At 71.2% G+C, this 17159-nt stretch carries 15 protein-coding genes; 7 read left to right on the top strand and 8 right to left on the bottom strand.

The features are described from left to right. The first annotated feature begins 49 nt into the window (after positions 1–49). On the top strand, positions 50–2614 hold the full coding sequence (gene valS, locus O3597_RS01435) for a valine--tRNA ligase (RefSeq protein ID WP_281603057.1): 2565 nt from the start codon (positions 50–52) through the stop codon (positions 2612–2614). A 97-nt stretch (positions 2615–2711) separates the two neighbouring features. Here valS and O3597_RS01430 read toward each other — a convergent pair whose 3' ends face one another. The 4 genes from O3597_RS01430 to O3597_RS01415 are packed head-to-tail and all read right to left on the bottom strand — an operon-like array spanning position 2712 to position 6157. After that, a complete protein-coding gene (locus tag O3597_RS01430; protein ID WP_164447783.1) occupies positions 2712–3422 on the bottom strand; it encodes an ABC transporter permease subunit in 711 nt (236 codons plus the stop codon). Next, positions 3422–4372, bottom strand: a complete 951-nt coding sequence (locus tag O3597_RS01425; protein WP_164447784.1) for an ABC transporter ATP-binding protein — start codon at positions 4370–4372, stop codon at positions 3422–3424. Before O3597_RS01425 ends, O3597_RS01430 begins: the two co-directional genes overlap by 1 nt. Next, positions 4369–5250: an ABC transporter permease gene (locus O3597_RS01420; RefSeq protein ID WP_164447785.1), complete on the bottom strand. Its 882-nt coding sequence runs from the start codon at positions 5248–5250 to the stop codon at positions 4369–4371. Before O3597_RS01420 ends, O3597_RS01425 begins: the two co-directional genes overlap by 4 nt. Next, positions 5243–6157, bottom strand: coding sequence for an ABC transporter ATP-binding protein (locus tag O3597_RS01415; protein WP_164447786.1), 915 nt, complete (start codon positions 6155–6157; stop codon positions 5243–5245). Before O3597_RS01415 ends, O3597_RS01420 begins: the two co-directional genes overlap by 8 nt. 202 nt (positions 6158–6359) lie before the next feature. Here O3597_RS01415 and O3597_RS01410 point away from each other — a divergent pair, with 202 nt between their 5' ends. The 5 genes from O3597_RS01410 to galT all read left to right on the top strand — a co-directional run bounded on the left by O3597_RS01410 (position 6360) and on the right by galT (position 12177). Beyond that, positions 6360–7904, top strand: coding sequence for a glycosyltransferase family 2 protein (locus O3597_RS01410; RefSeq protein ID WP_281603056.1), 1545 nt, complete (start codon positions 6360–6362; stop codon positions 7902–7904). 46 nt (positions 7905–7950) lie between these two features. Further along, on the top strand, positions 7951–8508 hold the full coding sequence (locus O3597_RS01405) for a DM13 domain-containing protein (RefSeq protein WP_164447788.1): 558 nt from the start codon (positions 7951–7953) through the stop codon (positions 8506–8508). 183 nt (positions 8509–8691) lie between these two features. Next, entirely contained in the window at positions 8692–10221 is a 1530-nt protein-coding gene (gene cysC / locus O3597_RS01400; protein ID WP_281603055.1) for an adenylyl-sulfate kinase, read from the top strand. A 94-nt stretch (positions 10222–10315) separates the two neighbouring features. After that, positions 10316–11104, top strand: coding sequence for a DeoR/GlpR family DNA-binding transcription regulator (locus tag O3597_RS01395; protein WP_281603054.1), 789 nt, complete (start codon positions 10316–10318; stop codon positions 11102–11104). Further along, positions 11101–12177, top strand: coding sequence for a galactose-1-phosphate uridylyltransferase (gene galT, locus O3597_RS01390; RefSeq protein WP_281603053.1), 1077 nt, complete (start codon positions 11101–11103; stop codon positions 12175–12177). Before O3597_RS01395 ends, galT begins: the two co-directional genes overlap by 4 nt. A gap of 339 nt (positions 12178–12516) precedes the next feature. On the opposite strand, the gene O3597_RS01385 is transcribed toward galT, so the two are convergent. Next, positions 12517–13734, bottom strand: coding sequence for an NADP-dependent isocitrate dehydrogenase (locus tag O3597_RS01385; protein ID WP_164447792.1), 1218 nt, complete (start codon positions 13732–13734; stop codon positions 12517–12519). A gap of 184 nt (positions 13735–13918) precedes the next feature. Further along, positions 13919–14317 (bottom strand): VOC family protein, encoded by a 399-nt coding sequence (locus tag O3597_RS01380; protein WP_281603052.1) that lies wholly within the window; start codon positions 14315–14317, stop codon positions 13919–13921. 82 nt (positions 14318–14399) lie between these two features. On the opposite strand from O3597_RS01380, the gene O3597_RS01375 reads away from it, so the two are divergent. After that, positions 14400–15173: a TetR/AcrR family transcriptional regulator gene (locus O3597_RS01375; RefSeq protein ID WP_164447794.1), complete on the top strand. Its 774-nt coding sequence runs from the start codon at positions 14400–14402 to the stop codon at positions 15171–15173. Positions 15174–15241: 68 nt separating this feature from the next. Here the strand turns inward: O3597_RS01375 and O3597_RS01370 are convergent, their stop codons facing one another. Then, on the bottom strand, positions 15242–16192 hold the full coding sequence (locus tag O3597_RS01370; RefSeq protein ID WP_164447795.1) for a malate dehydrogenase: 951 nt from the start codon (positions 16190–16192) through the stop codon (positions 15242–15244). Between the two features lie 80 nt (positions 16193–16272). Then, on the bottom strand, positions 16273–17133 hold the full coding sequence (locus tag O3597_RS01365) for a bifunctional methylenetetrahydrofolate dehydrogenase/methenyltetrahydrofolate cyclohydrolase (RefSeq protein WP_164447796.1): 861 nt from the start codon (positions 17131–17133) through the stop codon (positions 16273–16275). Between the last annotated feature and the right edge of the window lie 26 nt (positions 17134–17159).

The following is a 17159-nucleotide window of genomic DNA, read 5'->3' as shown; positions in this document are numbered from 1 at the left end:
GATCAGGTAATGGCGTGCCCGGCACGGTCCCGGTGCCTACGATCGGCGAATGACTGATACGGCGAGGACGGCCCGCACCGGCGTCCCCGAGCGTCCGACCCTGGACGGGCTCGAGGAGACCTGGTCGCGCCGCTGGCAGGAGGAGGGCACGTACGCGTTCGACCGCAGCAGGCAGCGGTCGGACGTATACGCGATCGACACCCCGCCGCCGACCGTATCGGGCGAGTTGCACATGGGGCACGTCTTCTCGTACACGCACACCGACCTGGTCGCCCGGTTCCAGCGGATGCGCGGCCGGACGGTCTTCTACCCGATCGGCTGGGACGACAACGGGCTGCCCACCGAACGTCGGGTGCAGAACGTGTACGGGGTGCGCTGTGACCCGTCGCTGCCGTACGACCCGGACTGGGCACCGCCGGGCGACCCGGTCGACGACGCCGCGCGGAAGAACCCGAACCCCATCTCCCGGCGTAACTTCATCGAGCTGTGCGAGCGGCTGACCGTCGCCGACGAGCAGGTCTTCGAGGCGCTGTGGCGGCGGCTCGGCCTGTCGGTGGACTGGTCGCTGATGTACACCACCATCGGCCCGGTGGCCCGGGCCACCTCCCAGCGGGCGTTCCTGCGCAACCTGGCCCGGGGCGAGGCGTACCAGGCCGAGGCACCGACACTGTGGGACGTCGGTTTCGCCACCGCCGTCGCACAGGCCGAACTGGAGGACCGGGAACGCCCCGGCGCGTACCACCGGTTGCGCTTCCACGGCCCCGGCGGGCGGGCGGTGCTGATCGACACCACCCGGCCGGAGCTGCTGCCGGCCTGCGTCGCGCTGGTCTGCCACCCCGACGACGAGCGGCACGCGGACCTGGTCGGCGCGACTGTGCGTACCCCCGTTTTCGGGGTGGAGGTGCCGGTGCGCGCGCACCCGCTGGCGGACCCGGCCAAGGGCACCGGCATCGCGATGGTCTGCACCTTCGGTGACCTGACCGACGTGACCTGGTGGCGGGACCTGGACCTGGACACCCGGGTGGTGATCGGCCGGGACGGCCGGCTGTCGCCGGAGCCACCGGCGGGGGTGCCCGCGCGGCCGTACGCGGCGCTGGCCGGGCAGACCGTGAACGGTGCCCGGCGAATCGTGGTGGAGCAGCTCACCGAGGCGGACGATCTGGTCGGCGAGCCGCGTCCGATCAGTCATCCGGTGAAGTTCTACGAGCGGGGCGACCGCCCCTTGGAGATCGTCTCGACCCGGCAGTGGTACCTGCGCAACGGTGGCCGCGACACCGACCTGCGGGAGGAACTGCTGGCCCGCGGCCGGGAGCTGCGTTGGGTGCCGGAGCACATGCGGCACCGCTACGAGCACTGGGTGGGCGGTCTGACCGGCGACTGGCTGGTCAGCCGGCAACGCTACTTCGGGGTGCCGGTGCCGGTGTGGTACCGGCTCGACGACGCTGGCGAACCGGACTGGACCCAGCCTCTCACGCCGGCGGAGTCCGCGCTGCCGATCGACCCGTCCGAGGACACCCCGCCCGGGTACGACGAGTCGCAGCGCGCAGTGCCGGGCGGTTTCGTCGGCGACCCGGACGTGCTGGACACCTGGGCCACCTCGTCGCTGACCCCGCAGATCGTCGGCGGCTGGGAACGGGATCCGGACCTGTACCGGCGGGTCTTCCCGATGGACCTGCGCCCGCAGGGGCACGACATCATCCGCACCTGGCTGTTCGCCACGGTGGTCCGGTCGCACCTGGAGCACGGCGAGCTGCCCTGGCGGACGGCGGAGCTGTCCGGCTGGATCCTCGACCCGGACCGCAAGAAGATGTCGAAGTCCAAGGGGAACGTGGTCACCCCGATGGCGCTGCTGGAACAGCACGGCTCGGACGCGGTGCGGTACTGGTCGGCCAGCGGCAAGCCCGGCACCGACCTGGCCTACGACCCGGCCCAGATCCGGATCGGCCGGCGGTTGGCCACCAAGCTGCTCAACGCGTCGAAGTTCGCGCTCGGCCTGGGCGCCGCCGACGCGCTGCGCGCCCCGGCGACCGAACCACTCGACCGGGCCATGCTCGCCGAACTGTCCGAGGTGGTGGCCACTACGACGACGGCGTTCGAGGGGTACGACCACACGGCCGCGCTCCAGGCCATCGAGTCGTTCTTCTGGCGGTTCTGCGACGACTACATCGAGTTGGTGAAGGAACGCGCCTACGGCAGCGGGGCCGGGGCCGACTCGGCCCGCGCGGCGCTGGCCACCGCGCTGTCGGTGCAGTTGCGGCTGTTCGCGCCGGTGCTGCCGTACGCGACCGAGGAGGTCTGGTCGTGGTGGCGGTACGGCTCGGTGCACCGCGCGCCATGGCCGACCACGTACGAGGTGGGCCGGACGATCCAGGGTGACGGTGATCCACACCTGCTCCGGCTCGCCGCCGACGCGCTGGGGCAGGTCCGCCGGGCCAAGTCCGAGCGGAAGCTGTCGATGAGGGCGGAGGTGCCGCTGGCCGAGGCGCTCGGCCCGGCGGCCCTGCTCGACCAGCTCACGCTGGTCATCGACGACCTGCGCGCCGCCGGCCGCATCAACAAGCTCGACCTGCTCCCCGACCGCACCCCCGAACTGGTCATCGCCTGCGCCTTCTGAGGCAGCCGCGCAACATCGGGAGACGTGCTGCCTCGACAGCCGGGGAGGCAGCACTTCCCCCGAAAGTGCTGCCTCCCGACACCCGCCTGAACGTAGGTCAGCTGGTTTCGCCGGCTACCGAGAAGGAGCGGAGGCGGTCGATGGAGAGGAAGGTGGCGGCGAGGATGATGAGTGCGGTCATCACCGCCGCCACCGGCACGGAGACCGTGGTGGCGAGCAGGTCGGTCGGGGCGAGCCGGTCGGCCAAAGCGATCACGTAGTGCTGGATCGACAGCACCCGGGTGCCGGTGACCACGTTGCTGAGCAGCCCCTCCCAGATCAGCACGTAGACCAGACCGAGCAGCACCGGTCGCCGGGTGAGCAGGCTGGCCGCCACGAACAACGCCGTGTAGGCCAGCGCACCGACCGACGCGGCGACGGCGAGCGCCGCGCCGAGGCGTACCGAATCGGCCAGCAGGCCCGCCGCGAACAGCGGGACCGCGACGGTGACCGCGGTGACCCCGGCCGCGACGGCCAGCTTCGGCAGCACGATCTGCGAGCGCGGCAGTGGCGTGGTGAGCACGTGCACCACCGTGCCGTCGTCGATCTCGGCGCCGAGCACGCCGGTGCCGACGATCAGGGAGACAACCGGCAGCACCACGGCCAACCCGAGGCCGACCAGCACCGGCGGACCCCAGTCCGTGGGTTCGACCCCGAGCCCCCGGGAGAGCACGGCCAGCCCCACCAGGAGTACCGGAAGCGGCAGCAGCAGCAGGAACCGACGACGCCCGAACAGGCCGCGCACGGTGATCCAGGAGACAGTGGACATCAGGCCTCCACCAGGTAGGAGAAGACGCTCTCCAGGGACTCGTCCTCGGGTATCAGTTGCTGGACCCGGATGCCCCGGGCCAGCGCGACCTTCGGCAGCATCCGGGTGAAGGCGCCGTAGTCACCGGCGCGTACGGTCAGGCCGTCGCGCCCCAACTCGACCCCGCTCACCGACGTCTCGGCCATCAACGCGACGGCCAGCGCCCGGTCGTCGGTGGAACGGATGGCGAAGACGTGCGGCCGGTTGGTCATCAGCCGCCGGATGGTCCGAAAGTCGCCGGAGGCGGCCAGCCGGCCGGCGACCATCACCTGGACCGTGCCGGAGACCTGCTCGACCTCCTCCAGGATGTGTGAGCTGAACAGGATCGTCCGACCCGCGTCGCCGAGGGAGTGCAGCAACTCCATCATGTGCAACCGCTGGCGCGGGTCCATGCCGTTGAACGGCTCGTCCAGCAGCAGCACCTGCGGGTCGTGCACCAGCGCCGCCGCCACCCGGGTGCGCTGCCGCATGCCCTTGGAGTAGGTGCCGATGCGGCGGTCCTGGGCGTCGGCCATCTCCACCAGGTCGATGGCGCGGCGGGCCGCGGCCTGCGGATCCGGCAGCTTGTGCAGCTTCGCGGTGGCCAGCACGAACTCGTACGCGGTGAGGAAGCTGTGCACCGCCTCCCGCTCGCTCACCAGACCGAGTCGCCGGTAGACCTCAGGGTTGCGCCAGGTGGGCCGGCCGTCCAGGGTCACCGCGCCCCGGGACGGGGTGAGGAAGCCGGCCATCATGTGCAGCAGGGTGGTCTTGCCTGCCCCGTTGGGGCCGAGCAGCCCGGTCACCCCCGGCCCGAGGCTCATGCTCACGTTGTTCACCGCCACCACGTTGCCGTACCAGCGGGAGACGCCGGCCAGGTCGAGGGTGCTGGTGGTGGTGGCCGCCGGTGCGGCGGTGTTCGTCATGGTCATCGTGCGGCCACCTTCTTGTAGCGGGCCAGCAGCAGGGCGACGCAGCCCGCCACGAGCGCGACGGCGGCCAGCGCGTACACCGGGCCGAACGGCCCGAGGTCGAGGTCGGCGGTGTTGGCCTCGGTGACCAGCAGGTCGCGCATCGTCCAGAGGCCGACGCCCTGCACCAGGGTGGGCGGCGAGGCGATGCCGGCGAGCTGGTTCGCCGTCTGCGAGGGCAGGACCGTCAGGATGCCGACGATCGGCGTGGTCATCAGAAACACGGCCACGATCCCGCCGGCGGCGAAGGCCCGCTTGCCGGTCAGCGAGGCGATCAGCAGACCGACCGAGGAGAAGACCACCGCCCACAGTCCGGCGTACAGCAGCCCGGGCAGCAGGTCCAGCAGTTCGTCCCAGACCGCGCCCATGCCGTCGGCGGTGAAGGCACCGCCGAGGAACATCAGCAGTTGCGGCGCGCCGAGCAGCAGGAAGAGTGCGGTGGCGAGCGCGAGCAGCTTGGCCAGCGGGTAGTCGGCGTGCGGCAGGGGCCGGGAGAAGTACAGCGGCAGCACCCCGCTGCGCATGTCCCGGGAGACCAGTTCGGGCGCGGCCACCGCGACGAAGAAGATGACCAGCCAGCTCATCGCGTCGGCGAACTGGGCGTACGTCATGATCACTTCGCCGATCTGGCTGCGGATCGCGGTCACCGCGGCGGCGACCAGCAGCACGATGCCGACCACCAGCCAGGGAAAGATCTTCGCCTTGGCGCTGCGACCCAGCCCGAAGGCGGTCCGCACCCCGTGCAGGTACAGCGCCCCGAAGACGTGTCGGCGGCCGAGCCGGGGACCGGTGTAGCGCTGGTAGCCGATGTCGTGGATGACGCCGGTCGGCTCAGGCATGGCTGTGCTCCCTCCGGGCGAAGAGTTCGGCCACCCGGTGCCGCCGCTGGTCCAGCCGGTGCAACGGCAGGTCCAGCTCGGCCACCGCACCGAGGATCAGGTCGTAGGTGCCCTGGTCGGCCAGCGGCACCAGCAGCAGCCTGCCTTCCCGGCCGACCGGCAGGTCGAGCGCCGCCAGCCGGGTTGCCAGCGCCTCGGTGCCCTCGCTGACCTCGACCGCGAGCACGTCGGTGGCCGAGGTCATGGCGGCGATGTGGTCGGCCCGCAGCAGCCGCCCGCCCTCGATGGCGACCAGGGTGTCGCAGATCCGCTCGACCTCGCCGAGCAGGTGCGAGCAGACGAGTACGGAGATGCCGAACTCGGTGCCGATCCGCTGTACCAGCGCGAGCATCGCGTCCCGTCCGGCCGGGTCGAGGCCGTTGGTGGGCTCGTCGAGCAGCAGCAGGTCGGGATCGTGCACCAGCGCCTGAGCGAGCTTGACCCGCTGCTTCATACCGGTGGAGTAGCCGCCCACCGGCCGGTGGCGTTCCTCGTGCAGACCCACGTGGCGTAGCGCCTCGGAGGCCCGTTCCCGGGCGACGGTGCGTGGCAGGCCGCTGATCCGCCCCAGGTGGGTGACCAGTTCGGCGGCGGAGAGATCGGGCGGCAGGCAGTCGTGCTCGGGCATGTAGCCGACCCGGGCCCGCACCGCCGCCGTATCGGCGGTCGGGTCCAGGCCCAGTACCTGGATCCGGCCGCGGGTGGGAGTGAGCAGGCCGAGCAGCAGCTTGATCAGGGTCGACTTGCCGGCGCCGTTGGCGCCGACCAGACCGACGATCCCTGGTTCCACCGCGACCGTCAGATCGGACAGTGCGGTGACCCCGCCGCCGTAGACCTTCGTCAACGACTCGGTTGCGATCAGTGTCACGTCGTCAGCCTAGAGGTGTCGGACAATGCGCCGCGCTCCGGAAGCAACCCCCGTTTCCCCTGATACCGGTACGCCGACTCCCCCTAGGGAGGCAGCCGCCGGGGCGTGCCCGGTGGCAGCCGGTGCCCCACGAGTGGAGGTTGCTGAGACAGACTGTCCGTCATGTGGAGGCCGTGAAGACAACGCACTCATCGGGAGAGCAATGACCGACGGTTTACTCAAGGTGACAGTGGTGGTACCCACGTACAACCCGGGCACCTCAATCGACAAGCTCATCGACTCGCTGCTGCGCCAGTCGCTGCCCGCCACCGAGTTCGAGGCGATCTTTGTGGACGATGGTTCCACCGACTCCACGCCCGCCCGGCTGGACGAGTTGGCCGCCGCCCACCCGCACCTTCGCGTGCTGCATGTCGAACACTCCGGCTGGCCGTCCCGCCCGCGCAACCTGGGGGTGGCCGAGGCCCGCGGGGAGTACGTCCAGTTCGTCGACGACGACGACTGGCTCGCCGACGAGGCCCTGGAGCGGCTGTACGGGTACGCCAGAGAGAACGACGCGGACATCGCGATCGGCCGGATGGCCGGGCATGGCCGGTCGGTGCCCCGATCGCTGTTCCGGGTCAACCGTCCCGACGCCAAGCTGGACAAGTCCCCGCTGATGGAGAGCCTCACCTGCCACAAGATGTTCCGCCGGGCGTTCCTGCTCGAACACGACCTACGATTCCCGGAGGAGGGCCGCAAACGGCTGGAGGACCATCACCTGGTCACCCGGGCGTATCTGCTCTCCCGCCGCACCTGCGTCCTGTCGGACTACACGTGCTACCACCACGCGCGGCGTTCCGACGGCGCCAACCTGACCGCCAACCGGTTGGAGCCCGCCGGCTACTTCGGCAGCCTCCGCGAGGTGCTCGACATCGTCGACGCGCATACCGAACCGGGGCCGCTGCGAGACAAGATGCACCGGCGCTGGCTGCGCAGCGCCATGATTCGCCGGCTACGCGGCGCGCGTCTGCGCGATGCGCCCCGGGACTGGGCCGAGCAGGTCGTCGTGCAGGTGCAGAAGACCATCCGAGAGCACTTCGCGCCGGGGGTCGCCGGTGCGCTACCGGCGCTTGAGCGCACCATCGCGAGTCTTGCCGAGCAGGGCCTGGTGGAGGAGCTGTTCCGGCTGGCCGAGTGGGAGGCCGGGATTCGCGCCCAGGTCCGGATGACCGCGCACGAGTCGACCGACAACACGTTGACGGTCACGCTCACCGGAAAACTCCGGACCCGCACCGGACCTGTCTCCTACACCGACATCGGCGGTCGGGATCGACTCGTCCTGCCGGTCAGCGGCATCGCGGACGAGTTGCTGGACTGCACCGACGAGTTGAACCGGGCAAAGCTCGAAGTCATCGCCCGGCGGCTCGACGGCGACGAGTTCTTCCTCCCGGTGAGCTTCGAGGTCGATCGGGTGACCGCCGCGTCCGGCGAGTCGCACCTGCGGTGGCGCGGACAGGCGACCGCGGACTTCCGTTCGCTCGACGACGGTCGGTCCTACGGCGAGTGGACCCTGAAGGCGCGGCTCACCGCCGCCGGGCTGACCCGGGACGCGAAGCTACCGCTGGCGGTGTCCTGTGCCGCCGACGGCACGCTGACCGTGGTCGAGAGGCGGCGGCCGCCGTCGGCCAGGGCCGGGCGGTGGCAACGGCTGAAGCGGGCCGTGCGCCGACGACTCCGCCGCGCCCGGCAGTCGGTTCGCAGTTCGTAAGGTTTGCGCGGCTGACACGGCGCGGTCACCCGCGACAAACTGGGACATGCTCAGTCGCCGCCTGTTCCGCACCCCGTTGACGTGGATCGCGATCACCGTCGTGGCCGCCGGCTCGGCCTTCGGTCTGTACTGGTTCCAGCCCTGGAAGCTGCTGACCGACGCCGAGGTGTCCGAGCGACTGACGACGGTCGCCACCCCGGCGAACTCCGCCGCGCCGACCGGTTCCGCCGCGCCCGCCTCCCCCGACGCCACGGCGGCGACGCTGGTCAGCTCCGGTGATTTCGTCAGTCACGAACACGACACCTCCGGCAGCGCGCGCATCGTGCGCACCGCCGACGGGCGGCACCGGCTGGAGTTGGTCGGTCTGAACACCTCCAACGGCCCGGACCTGCGGGTCTGGCTGACCGACCAGCCGGTGATCGAGGGTCGGGACGGGTGGCACGTGTTCGACGACGGCCGCTGGGTCGAGTTGGGGCGGCTCAAGGGCAATCGTGGCGACCAGGGTTACGCGATCCCGGACGACGTCAAGCTGACCGACCTGACAAGCGTCTCCATCTGGTGCAAGCGGTTCGCCGTCTCGTTCGGAGCGGCCACCCTGGGTTGAGGTCGAGCGCGCGGAGCGGCCGGCGACGGGCACTGCCAGCCCGGTTGCCGGCCGCTGTGAGCAGTCGACTCGCGGGACGACGGGCACCCGTCGGCACCGGTGGCCCGGCGGACGTGGTGGCGCTCTCGACCGATCGGCGGCCGGCTGCGAAACTGTGTGCCGGTCGCCGGAGTTGGGGGTCTGATGAGCAACGGGTGGGTGCTGCCCGACGAGGTGCTGCGGGAGGCACCGACGTACACGCCGCGTCCCGGTGAGCTCGCGGATCTCGAGCTGCTGCTGATCGGTGCGTACGCGCCGCTGACCGGCTTCATGACCCGGGCCGACCTGGTCTCGGTCAGCCGCCGGGGCCGGCTGGTCGACGACACCCCGTGGCCGGTCGCCGTCACCCTTCAGGTGCCCGCGACGCTGGCGCAGCAACTCGACCTCACCGATCCGGCCCGTCGGGCCCTGGTACTCACCGACAGCGAGGGCGCACCGATGGCGGCCCTGGAGGTGGCCGACGTCTGGTCGATCCGCGACGCGGTGGCCGGGGTCGGCGGTACCGTGCGCCGGCTGGGCGACGGCGCGCACGGCCCGTTCCAGCGGTTGCGGCGTACGCCCGAGGAGATCCGCGCGTTGCTGCCGCCGGGTCGGGTGCTCGGGGTGGTCGCCGACCGCCCGCTGCACCGGCCGCAACTGGCCCAGATCGCGCACGCGGTACGCACCCTGAGCGCCCACCTGTTGATCATGATTCCGGTGGGCGAGGACGGCACCGGCGGACTGCCGCCGGAGGCGCTGGTCCGCAGCGTGTTCGCCGCCCGGGACCGGATGCCTCCGGCGACCCTGGTCGCCGTGCCGTTCTCCCGGCGACGCGACGAGATCAGTGACGCCCTGCTGCTGGCCCGGGTCTCCGCCGCGTACGGCGTCACCCACCTGCTCTCCACCGGCGAGATGCTCTCCGGGGCCGGGCTGCGGGTGCTGGTGCCCCGTGAGCTGGCCTACGACAACCGGGACGGTCAGTGGCGCTGGCGCGATGACATCCCGCCGCGCAACCGGCGACTGGCGCTCAGCCAGGCGGAGATCGAGGACCTGCTGGACCGGGGTTTCCCGCTGCCCGAGTGGCACACCCCTCCGGCGGTGGCCAAGGAGTTGAGTCGGGCCCGACCGCCCCGGCGGCACCGTGGCCTGGTGGTGTTCCTGACCGGGCTCTCCGGTTCCGGCAAGTCGACTGTCGCCCGGGGGCTCGCCGACGCGCTGCGCGAGGAGGGCGAGCGTACGGTCACGCTGCTCGACGGGGACGTGGTGCGTCGAGAGCTGACCGCCGGGCTGGGCTTCAGCAGGGCCGACCGGGACACGAACGTGCGACGGATCGGGTGGGTCGCCGCCGAGATCGCCCGGCACCACGGGATCGGCATCTGCTGCCCGATCGCCCCGTACGCCCAGGCCCGGGCGATCGCCCGGGAGATGGCGATGGCGGCGGGGGCCGGGTTCGTGCTGGTGCACGTCGCCACGCCACTGGAGGTCTGCGAGAAACGCGACCGCAAGGGCCTGTACGCCCGGGCCAGGGCGGGACTGCTCACCGGGATGACCGGCATCGACGACCCGTACGAGGAGCCGACCGACGCGGATCTGGTGCTGGACACCACCGATCTGACCGTCGACGAGGCGGTGCAGCGGGTCCTGCACCACCTGACCGAGACCGGTTGGGTGGAGCCGCGGCTGCCCGCCCTCTGACGCCCGGGACAGCGCCCTTCCAGTGATCGACTCCGGACGCTAGTGTTTGTTTCCGTTCGGATGTGTTCGCTCATGTGACTGCGGGGAGGGGTCGATGCTCGCGCGGCAACGCCATGCGGCGATCCTCGACCGGGTCCGGGTGACCGGCGGTGTGCGCGTCGGCGAACTGGCCGCCGAGTTCGGCGTCTCCGAGATGACCGTCCGCCGCGACCTGGACCTGCTGCACGAACGTGGGCTGCTCGCCAAGGTGCACGGTGGCGCCACCGTCGCCGGCGCCACCGACGAGCCGGGCTTCCAGGCCAAGTCGGTACGCCAGCAGGCCGAGAAGACGGCCATCGCGGCGCGGGCCGCCCAGCTGGTCCGCCCCGGAGCAGCGATCGCGCTCTCCGCCGGCACCACCACCGCCGAGCTGGCGCGGCATCTGGTCGACGTGCCGGCGCTGACCGTGGTGACCAACTCGCTGCCGGTGGCCGACATCCTGCACGAGCGGGGCCGCGCCGACCAGACGGTGGTGCTGACCGGTGGGGTACGCACTCCCTCCGACGCCCTGGTCGGGCCACTTGCCGTCGGCGCCGTCCGCACCCTGCACCTCGACCTGCTCTTCCTCGGCGTGCACGGGATAACCGAGCGGACCGGTTTCACCACCCCGAACCTGACCGAGGCCGAGACGAACCGGGCGCTCGTCGCGGCGGCGGACCGGTTGGTGGTGCTCGCCGACCACACCAAGTGGCAGACGGTGGGCATCTCCGCCATCGCCGACCTGGGCACCGCGGATGTGCTGGTCACCGACGACCGGTTGACGCCGCAGGCCCGACGACTGCTCAGCGACCGGGTCGGCGAGCTGATCGTCGTGCCGGTCCCCGACGGCGGGACTCCACGATGAAGCGTACGGCGATCAGCCTGGCCGACGGCCGCGAACTGATCTACTTCGACGAGCGCGACGACGCCGTCCGGGACCAGCCGGACCGGCGCCCGTTGCCGCCTCCCCCACCCGCCTCCCAACTGCGTTACGACCCGCTCACCGACGAGTGGGTGGCGCTGGCGGTGCACCGGCAGACCCGGACCTTCCTCCCCCCGGCCGACCAGTGCCCGCTCTGCCCCTCGACGGCGGACCGGCTCAGCGAGATCCCGGCCCCGGAGTACGCGGTCGCGGTCTTCGAGAACCGGTTCCCGGCGCTGAGCGAGCGGGTGGTGGCGGAGCCGGCGGCGATCACCCCGTTCACCGCGGCCCGACCGGGGCAGGGGCGCTGCGAGGTGGTCTGCTTCACCGACGACCACGACGCCTCCTTCGCCGCGCTGCCGCCGAGCCGGGTGCGTACCGTGCTGGACGCGCTGGCCGACCGGACCACGGTGCTCGGCAAGCTCCCCGGCGTCGAGCAGGTCTTCTGCTTCGAGAACCGGGGCGTGGAGATCGGGGTGACCCTGCACCACCCGCACGGGCAGATCTACGCGTACCCGTTCATCACCCCCCGGACGCGGTCGCTGCTGGACGCGGCCCGCCGACACGCCGAGCGCACCGGTGGCGGCAATCTCTACGCCGACGTGCTGGCCGCCGAACGCGCCACCGGCGAGCGGGTGGTGGCGGCGAACCAGCACTGGACGGCGTACGTCCCGGCAGCCGCCCGGTGGCCGTTCGAGGTGCACCTCGCGCCGCACCGGACGGTGCCCGACCTGCCGGCGCTCACCGACGCGGAACGCGACGCGTTCGGGCCGCTCTACCTGGACCTGCTGCGTCGCTTCGACGGGCTGTTCGACACGCCCATGCCCTACATCGCCGCCTGGCACCAGGCACCGGTACGCGTCGAGCGTGAGCTGGGGCATCTGCACCTGCAGCTGTTCAGCGTCCGGCGGGCCGCCGACAAGCTGAAGTACCTCGCCGGCTCCGAGTCGGCCATGGGGGTCTTCATCAACGACATCGCCCCGGAACGGGCCGCCGAGCTGCTGCGCGCGGTGTGACGGACGGTCGCCGCAGGAGACCGTGCCGGCCCGCGCCAGGTGTCCTGCGCCGGCAGGGCTGGAGGCAGCAGGGCGCGGGGGGCCCGGGACAGGGCCCCCCGCAGGGAAGGGACGGCTGGCTGTACTCGACAGCCGGGAAGGCTGGCTGCTGGGCACGCGCGTCGCGCGGTGGCGACTGTCAACCTTCCTGGACGGGACTGGCATCTCGTCCACTCAGGTCAACGAGGCGCGCCGGACGAAGTGACGCCGACTGGCGCGTCGGTCGCGACACGCCGCCGTCATGAGCCGCCGAGCCCGCCGGCGCTCGGGCCGGCGGGCTCGGTGTGACGCGGGTGAGCCTCAGGCGGCCAGGCGGCGCGCCAGGTTCTCGTCGAGCGTGTTCATGAACTCGTCGGTGGTCTGCCACGGCGCGTCGCGCGAGATCAGCAGCGCGAGGTCCTTGGTCATCTGGCCGCCCTCGACGGTGTCGACGATGACCTGCTCCAGGGTGTTGGCGAACTCGGTGACCGCCGGGGTGTCGTCCAGCTTGCCCCGGTGGGCCAGGCCCCGGGTCCAGGCGTAGATCGACGCGATCGGGTTGGTCGAGGTCTTCTCGCCCTTCTGCCACTGCCGGTAGTGCCGGGTGACGGTGCCGTGGGCGGCCTCGGCCTCGACGGTGCGACCGTCGGGCGAGAGCAGGACGGAGGTCATCAGGCCGAGCGAGCCGAAGCCCTGCGCGACGGTGTCGGACTGCACGTCACCGTCGTAGTTCTTGCAGGCCCAGACGTAGCCGCCCTCCCACTTGAGCGCGGCCGCGACCATGTCGTCGATCAGCCGGTGCTCGTAGGTGAGCCCGGCGGCGTCGAACTCGGCCTTGAACTCGTTCTCGAACACCTCGGCGAAGATGTCCTTGAACCGGCCGTCGTACGCCTTGAGGATGGTGTTCTTGGTGGACATGTAGACCGGGTAGTTGCGGTCCAGGCCGTAGCGGAACGAGGCGCGGGCGAAGTCCCGGATCGAGTCGTCGTAGTTGTACATGCCCATCGCGATGCCGCCACCGGGGAAGTTGGCGACCTCCATCTCGACCGGCTCCGAGCCGTCGGCGGGGGTGTAGGTGATGGTCACCGTGCCCGGACCGGGGACGACAAAGTCGGTGGCCTTGTACTGGTCGCCGTGGGCGTGCCGGCCGATGATGATCGGCTTGGTCCAGCCGGGCACGAGCCGCGGCACGTTGGACATGATGATCGGCTCGCGGAAGACCACCCCGCCGAGGATGTTGCGGATGGTGCCGTTCGGCGACCGCCACATCTTCTTCAGCCCGAATTCCTCCACCCGGGCCTCGTCCGGGGTGATGGTGGCGCACTTGACGCCGACGCCGTGCTCGGCGATGGCGTTGGCGGCGTCGACGGTCACCTGGTCGTCGGTGGCGTCGCGGTGCTGGATCGAGAGGTCGTAGTAGTGCAGGTCGACGTCGAGGTAGGGCAGGATCAGCTGCTCCCGGATCTGCTTCCAGATGATCCGGGTCATCTCGTCGCCGTCGAGCTCCACGACCGGGTTGTTTACCTTGATCTTCGCCATCGGCCGGCGCTCCTCTCGGGTGACATGCTCAAGCAGTACGAGCGTACTGGATCGGCTCGGACGAGGAACGCTGCGCCCGCCGGTCGGTCCGCGCCGGCTGTGCCGGCGCCACGGGCGGGCACCGGGCCCGGTGGGGCAGTACCCCCGCCGGGCCCGGTGCACACCAGCACCCGGACCGCCTGGCTCAGTCGGTGGCCTCCGGCCCGTGCACCCACTGCACGAGCTGCAGGATCACCCCGTTGGGATCGGCGACCTGGAAGAAGCGCTCACCCCACGGTTCGGTCTGGATCGGGGTGGCGATCGGCACCCCGGCGGCGGTGAGCCGGGCGTACTCGGCGTCGATGTCGTCGACGACGAAGGCGACGAGCACCCCCTCGGCCCGCTGCGTACGCAGGCTTTCCGGCTGGAGACTGGCCAACCCGGTACGGAGGAAGATCAGGTTGAACCCGACGTCGTCCCGGGCCAGCGAGACGAAGCCGTCGGCGGACATCTGCTCGTGGAATCCGAAGTACTGCTTGACGAACGCGGCCGAGGCCGGCACGTCCTCGACGTTCAGCGAGATCGCCGATGCCGTGATCTGCACGCGCACCCCCTGTGCGGAGACAATAACTACGTACATTGTACAACGTACTGCGTACGGCGAATCGACCTGCGAAGATCGTGGGGTGCCCGACCACCGCACCGGAGGCGGAGACCCCGCTCACACCCTGCGCCTGCTCTGGCGCCAGACCGGCGACGTCCCGCGTCGTGGCCCCCGCCCGGGCCGCTCACTGGACGACATCGTGACCGCCGCGATCGAGCTGGCGGACGCCGAAGGGCTGGACGCGGTGACCATGCGCGCGCTCGCCCAGGCCGTCGGCGTGGCGCCGATGACCCTCTACACCTACGTCCCGGGCAAGGCCGAGCTGCTCGACCTGATGCTGGACGCGATCTACACCGGCATGCCCCGGCCGGACCGCTCCGGCGACCCCTGGCGGGCGCGGGTGGCAGCGGTGGCGGCGGACAACCGGGCCCTCTTCACCGCCCACCCCTGGGCGGCCGAGGTCGCCACCGGCCGCCCGCCGCTCGGACCGGGCCAGATGGCGAAGTACGAGTACGAGCTGCGTGCCTTCGACGGCACCGGACTGGACGACGTGGCCCGCGACGCCGCGTTGACCTTCGTCCTCGACTTCGTGCGGGCTGGCGCCCGCTCGGCGGCCGAGTCGCGCTCCGCCCAGCAGGAGAGCGCCTGGACGGACGAACAGTGGTGGACGGCGAACGCCCCCCTGTTGGCGCAGGTGCTCGACGAGCGGCGCTTTCCGACCGCCGTCCGGGTCGGCGCCGCGGCCGGTGCCGCGCAGAACGCCGCGTACCACCCCGACCAGGCGTACGAGTTCGGTCTGGCCCGCGTCCTCGACGGCCTGACCACCCTGATCGCCACCGCCAAACCGCCGCAATGACCAGGAGGTTCGCCCCTCGGATCAACTGTCCGAGACGCGAACCTCCTGGTCAGCTCAACTCGTCGGGGTCACATGGACGCGACGTCCGCTTGCTTGGCGCGGACGGCCTCGGCGGCCTCCTTGAGAGCGGCCAGTTCGTCGGCGTCGAGGTCGGTCTCCACCACGCGCTTGACGCCCTGGGCACCGATCTCGGCCTCCACCCCGAGGTAGACACCGGAGATGCCGTACTCGCCGTCCACCCAGGCACAGACCGGCATGACCTCGCCCGAGTCCTCGGCGACGGCCTTCGCCATCCGGGCCGCCGCCGCCGACGGCGCGTAGTACGCCGACCCGGTCTTGAGCAGCGCCACCACCTCGGCGCCACCGTTGCGGGTACGCACGACCAGGTCCTCGATCTGCTCGGCCGGCATCACCTCGCGCAGCGGCTTGCCGTTCACGCTGCTCTGCGACGGCACCGGAACCATGGTGTCGCCGTGCGAACCCAGGGTCAGCGTCTTCACCGACTTCACCGGTACCTGCAACGCCTCGGCGACGAAGTTGCTGAACCGGGCGGTGTCCAGCATGCCGGCCTGGCCGAGCACCCGGTTGCGCGGGAACTGGGTGGCGATCTGGGCCAGCGCGGTCATCTCGTCCAGCGGGTTGGAGACCACGATGACCACGGCGTTCGGTGCGTACTTGGCCACGTTCTCGGCGACCTGGCGGACGATCTTGGCGTTGGTCTCCAGCAGGTCCATCCGGCTCATCCCGGGCTTACGCGGCAGGCCGGCGGTGATGACGACCACGTCCGAGCCCTCGATGCCCTCGTATCCCTCACCGTTCGGGCCGGTCGTGACGCCGACCACCTTGGTCTCGAAGCCCTCCACGGCACGCGACTGGTTGAGGTCGAGGGCGATGCCCGCGGGCTTGCCCTCGATGATGTCGGTGATCACGACAGTGTCGAAGACGTCGTACTCGGCCAGGCGCTGCGCGGTGGTGGAGCCGTAGAATCCGGCCCCGACGACAGTGACCTTCTTACCCATGGTCGTCCCACTCCCTGATACCAGTCGGTTTTCCGGACCGTATCAGCCATCCTGGCACCGATCGGGCCAGGGGCGGACGGTTATGGGCGTTCGGCCCGCTCCACGACGTTCGTGAGCAGCATGGCGCGGGTCATCGGACCGACACCACCGGGCATCGGCACCAGCTTGCCGGCCACCTCGGCGACCTCCGGGTCCACGTCACCGGTGTAGCGACCCTTGCCGTCCGCGCCGATCACCCGGGTGATGCCCACGTCGACCACGACGGCACCGGGAGTGACCATGTCCACGGTGAGCAGGCCGGGCACTCCCGCCGCCACGATCACGACGTCGGCGGCCCGGGTGTGCGCGGCCAGGTCCAGCGTGCCGGTGTGGCAGAGGGTGACGGTGGCGTTCTCGCTTCGCCGCGTCAACAGCAGCCCCAGCGGGCGCCCGACGGTGTTGCCCCGGCCGACCACGGCCACGTTGGCGCCACGCAGCGGAACGTCGTGCCGGCGGAGCAGTTCCACGATGCCGCGCGGGGTGCAGGGCAGCGGCGCGTCGTAGCCGAGCACCAGCCGACCCAGGTTGACCGGATGCAGGCCGTCGGCGTCCTTGTCCGGGTCGATCAGCTCCAGCACCCGCTGCGTGTCCAGGTGTGCCGGCAACGGCAGCTGGACGATGTAGCCGTGGCAGGCCGGATCGGCGTTCAGCTCGGCGAGGACCTGGTCGACCTGTTCCTGGGTGGCGTCGGCCGGCAACTCGCGGCGGATGGAGGCGATCCCGACCTCGGCGCAGTCCCGGTGCTTGCCGTTGACGTACGCCTGGGAGCCCGGGTCGGACCCGACCAGCACCGTGCCGAGCCCTGGCACGGTCCCCCGCTCCGCCAGCGCCTTCACCCGCGCCCGCAGCTCGTCCTTGATCTCGGCCGCGGTCGCCTTGCCGTCCAGAAGCGTCGCCGTCACGAGCAGATCGTCTCACGTCCACCGTC

This window comes from Verrucosispora sp. WMMA2044 (assembly GCF_027497155.1).
GTDB lineage: Bacteria > Actinomycetota > Actinomycetes > Mycobacteriales > Micromonosporaceae > Micromonospora > Micromonospora palythoicola.
The sequence above is the reverse complement of the archived record's forward strand: the minus strand, read 5'-3'. Positions and strand labels throughout refer to the sequence as shown.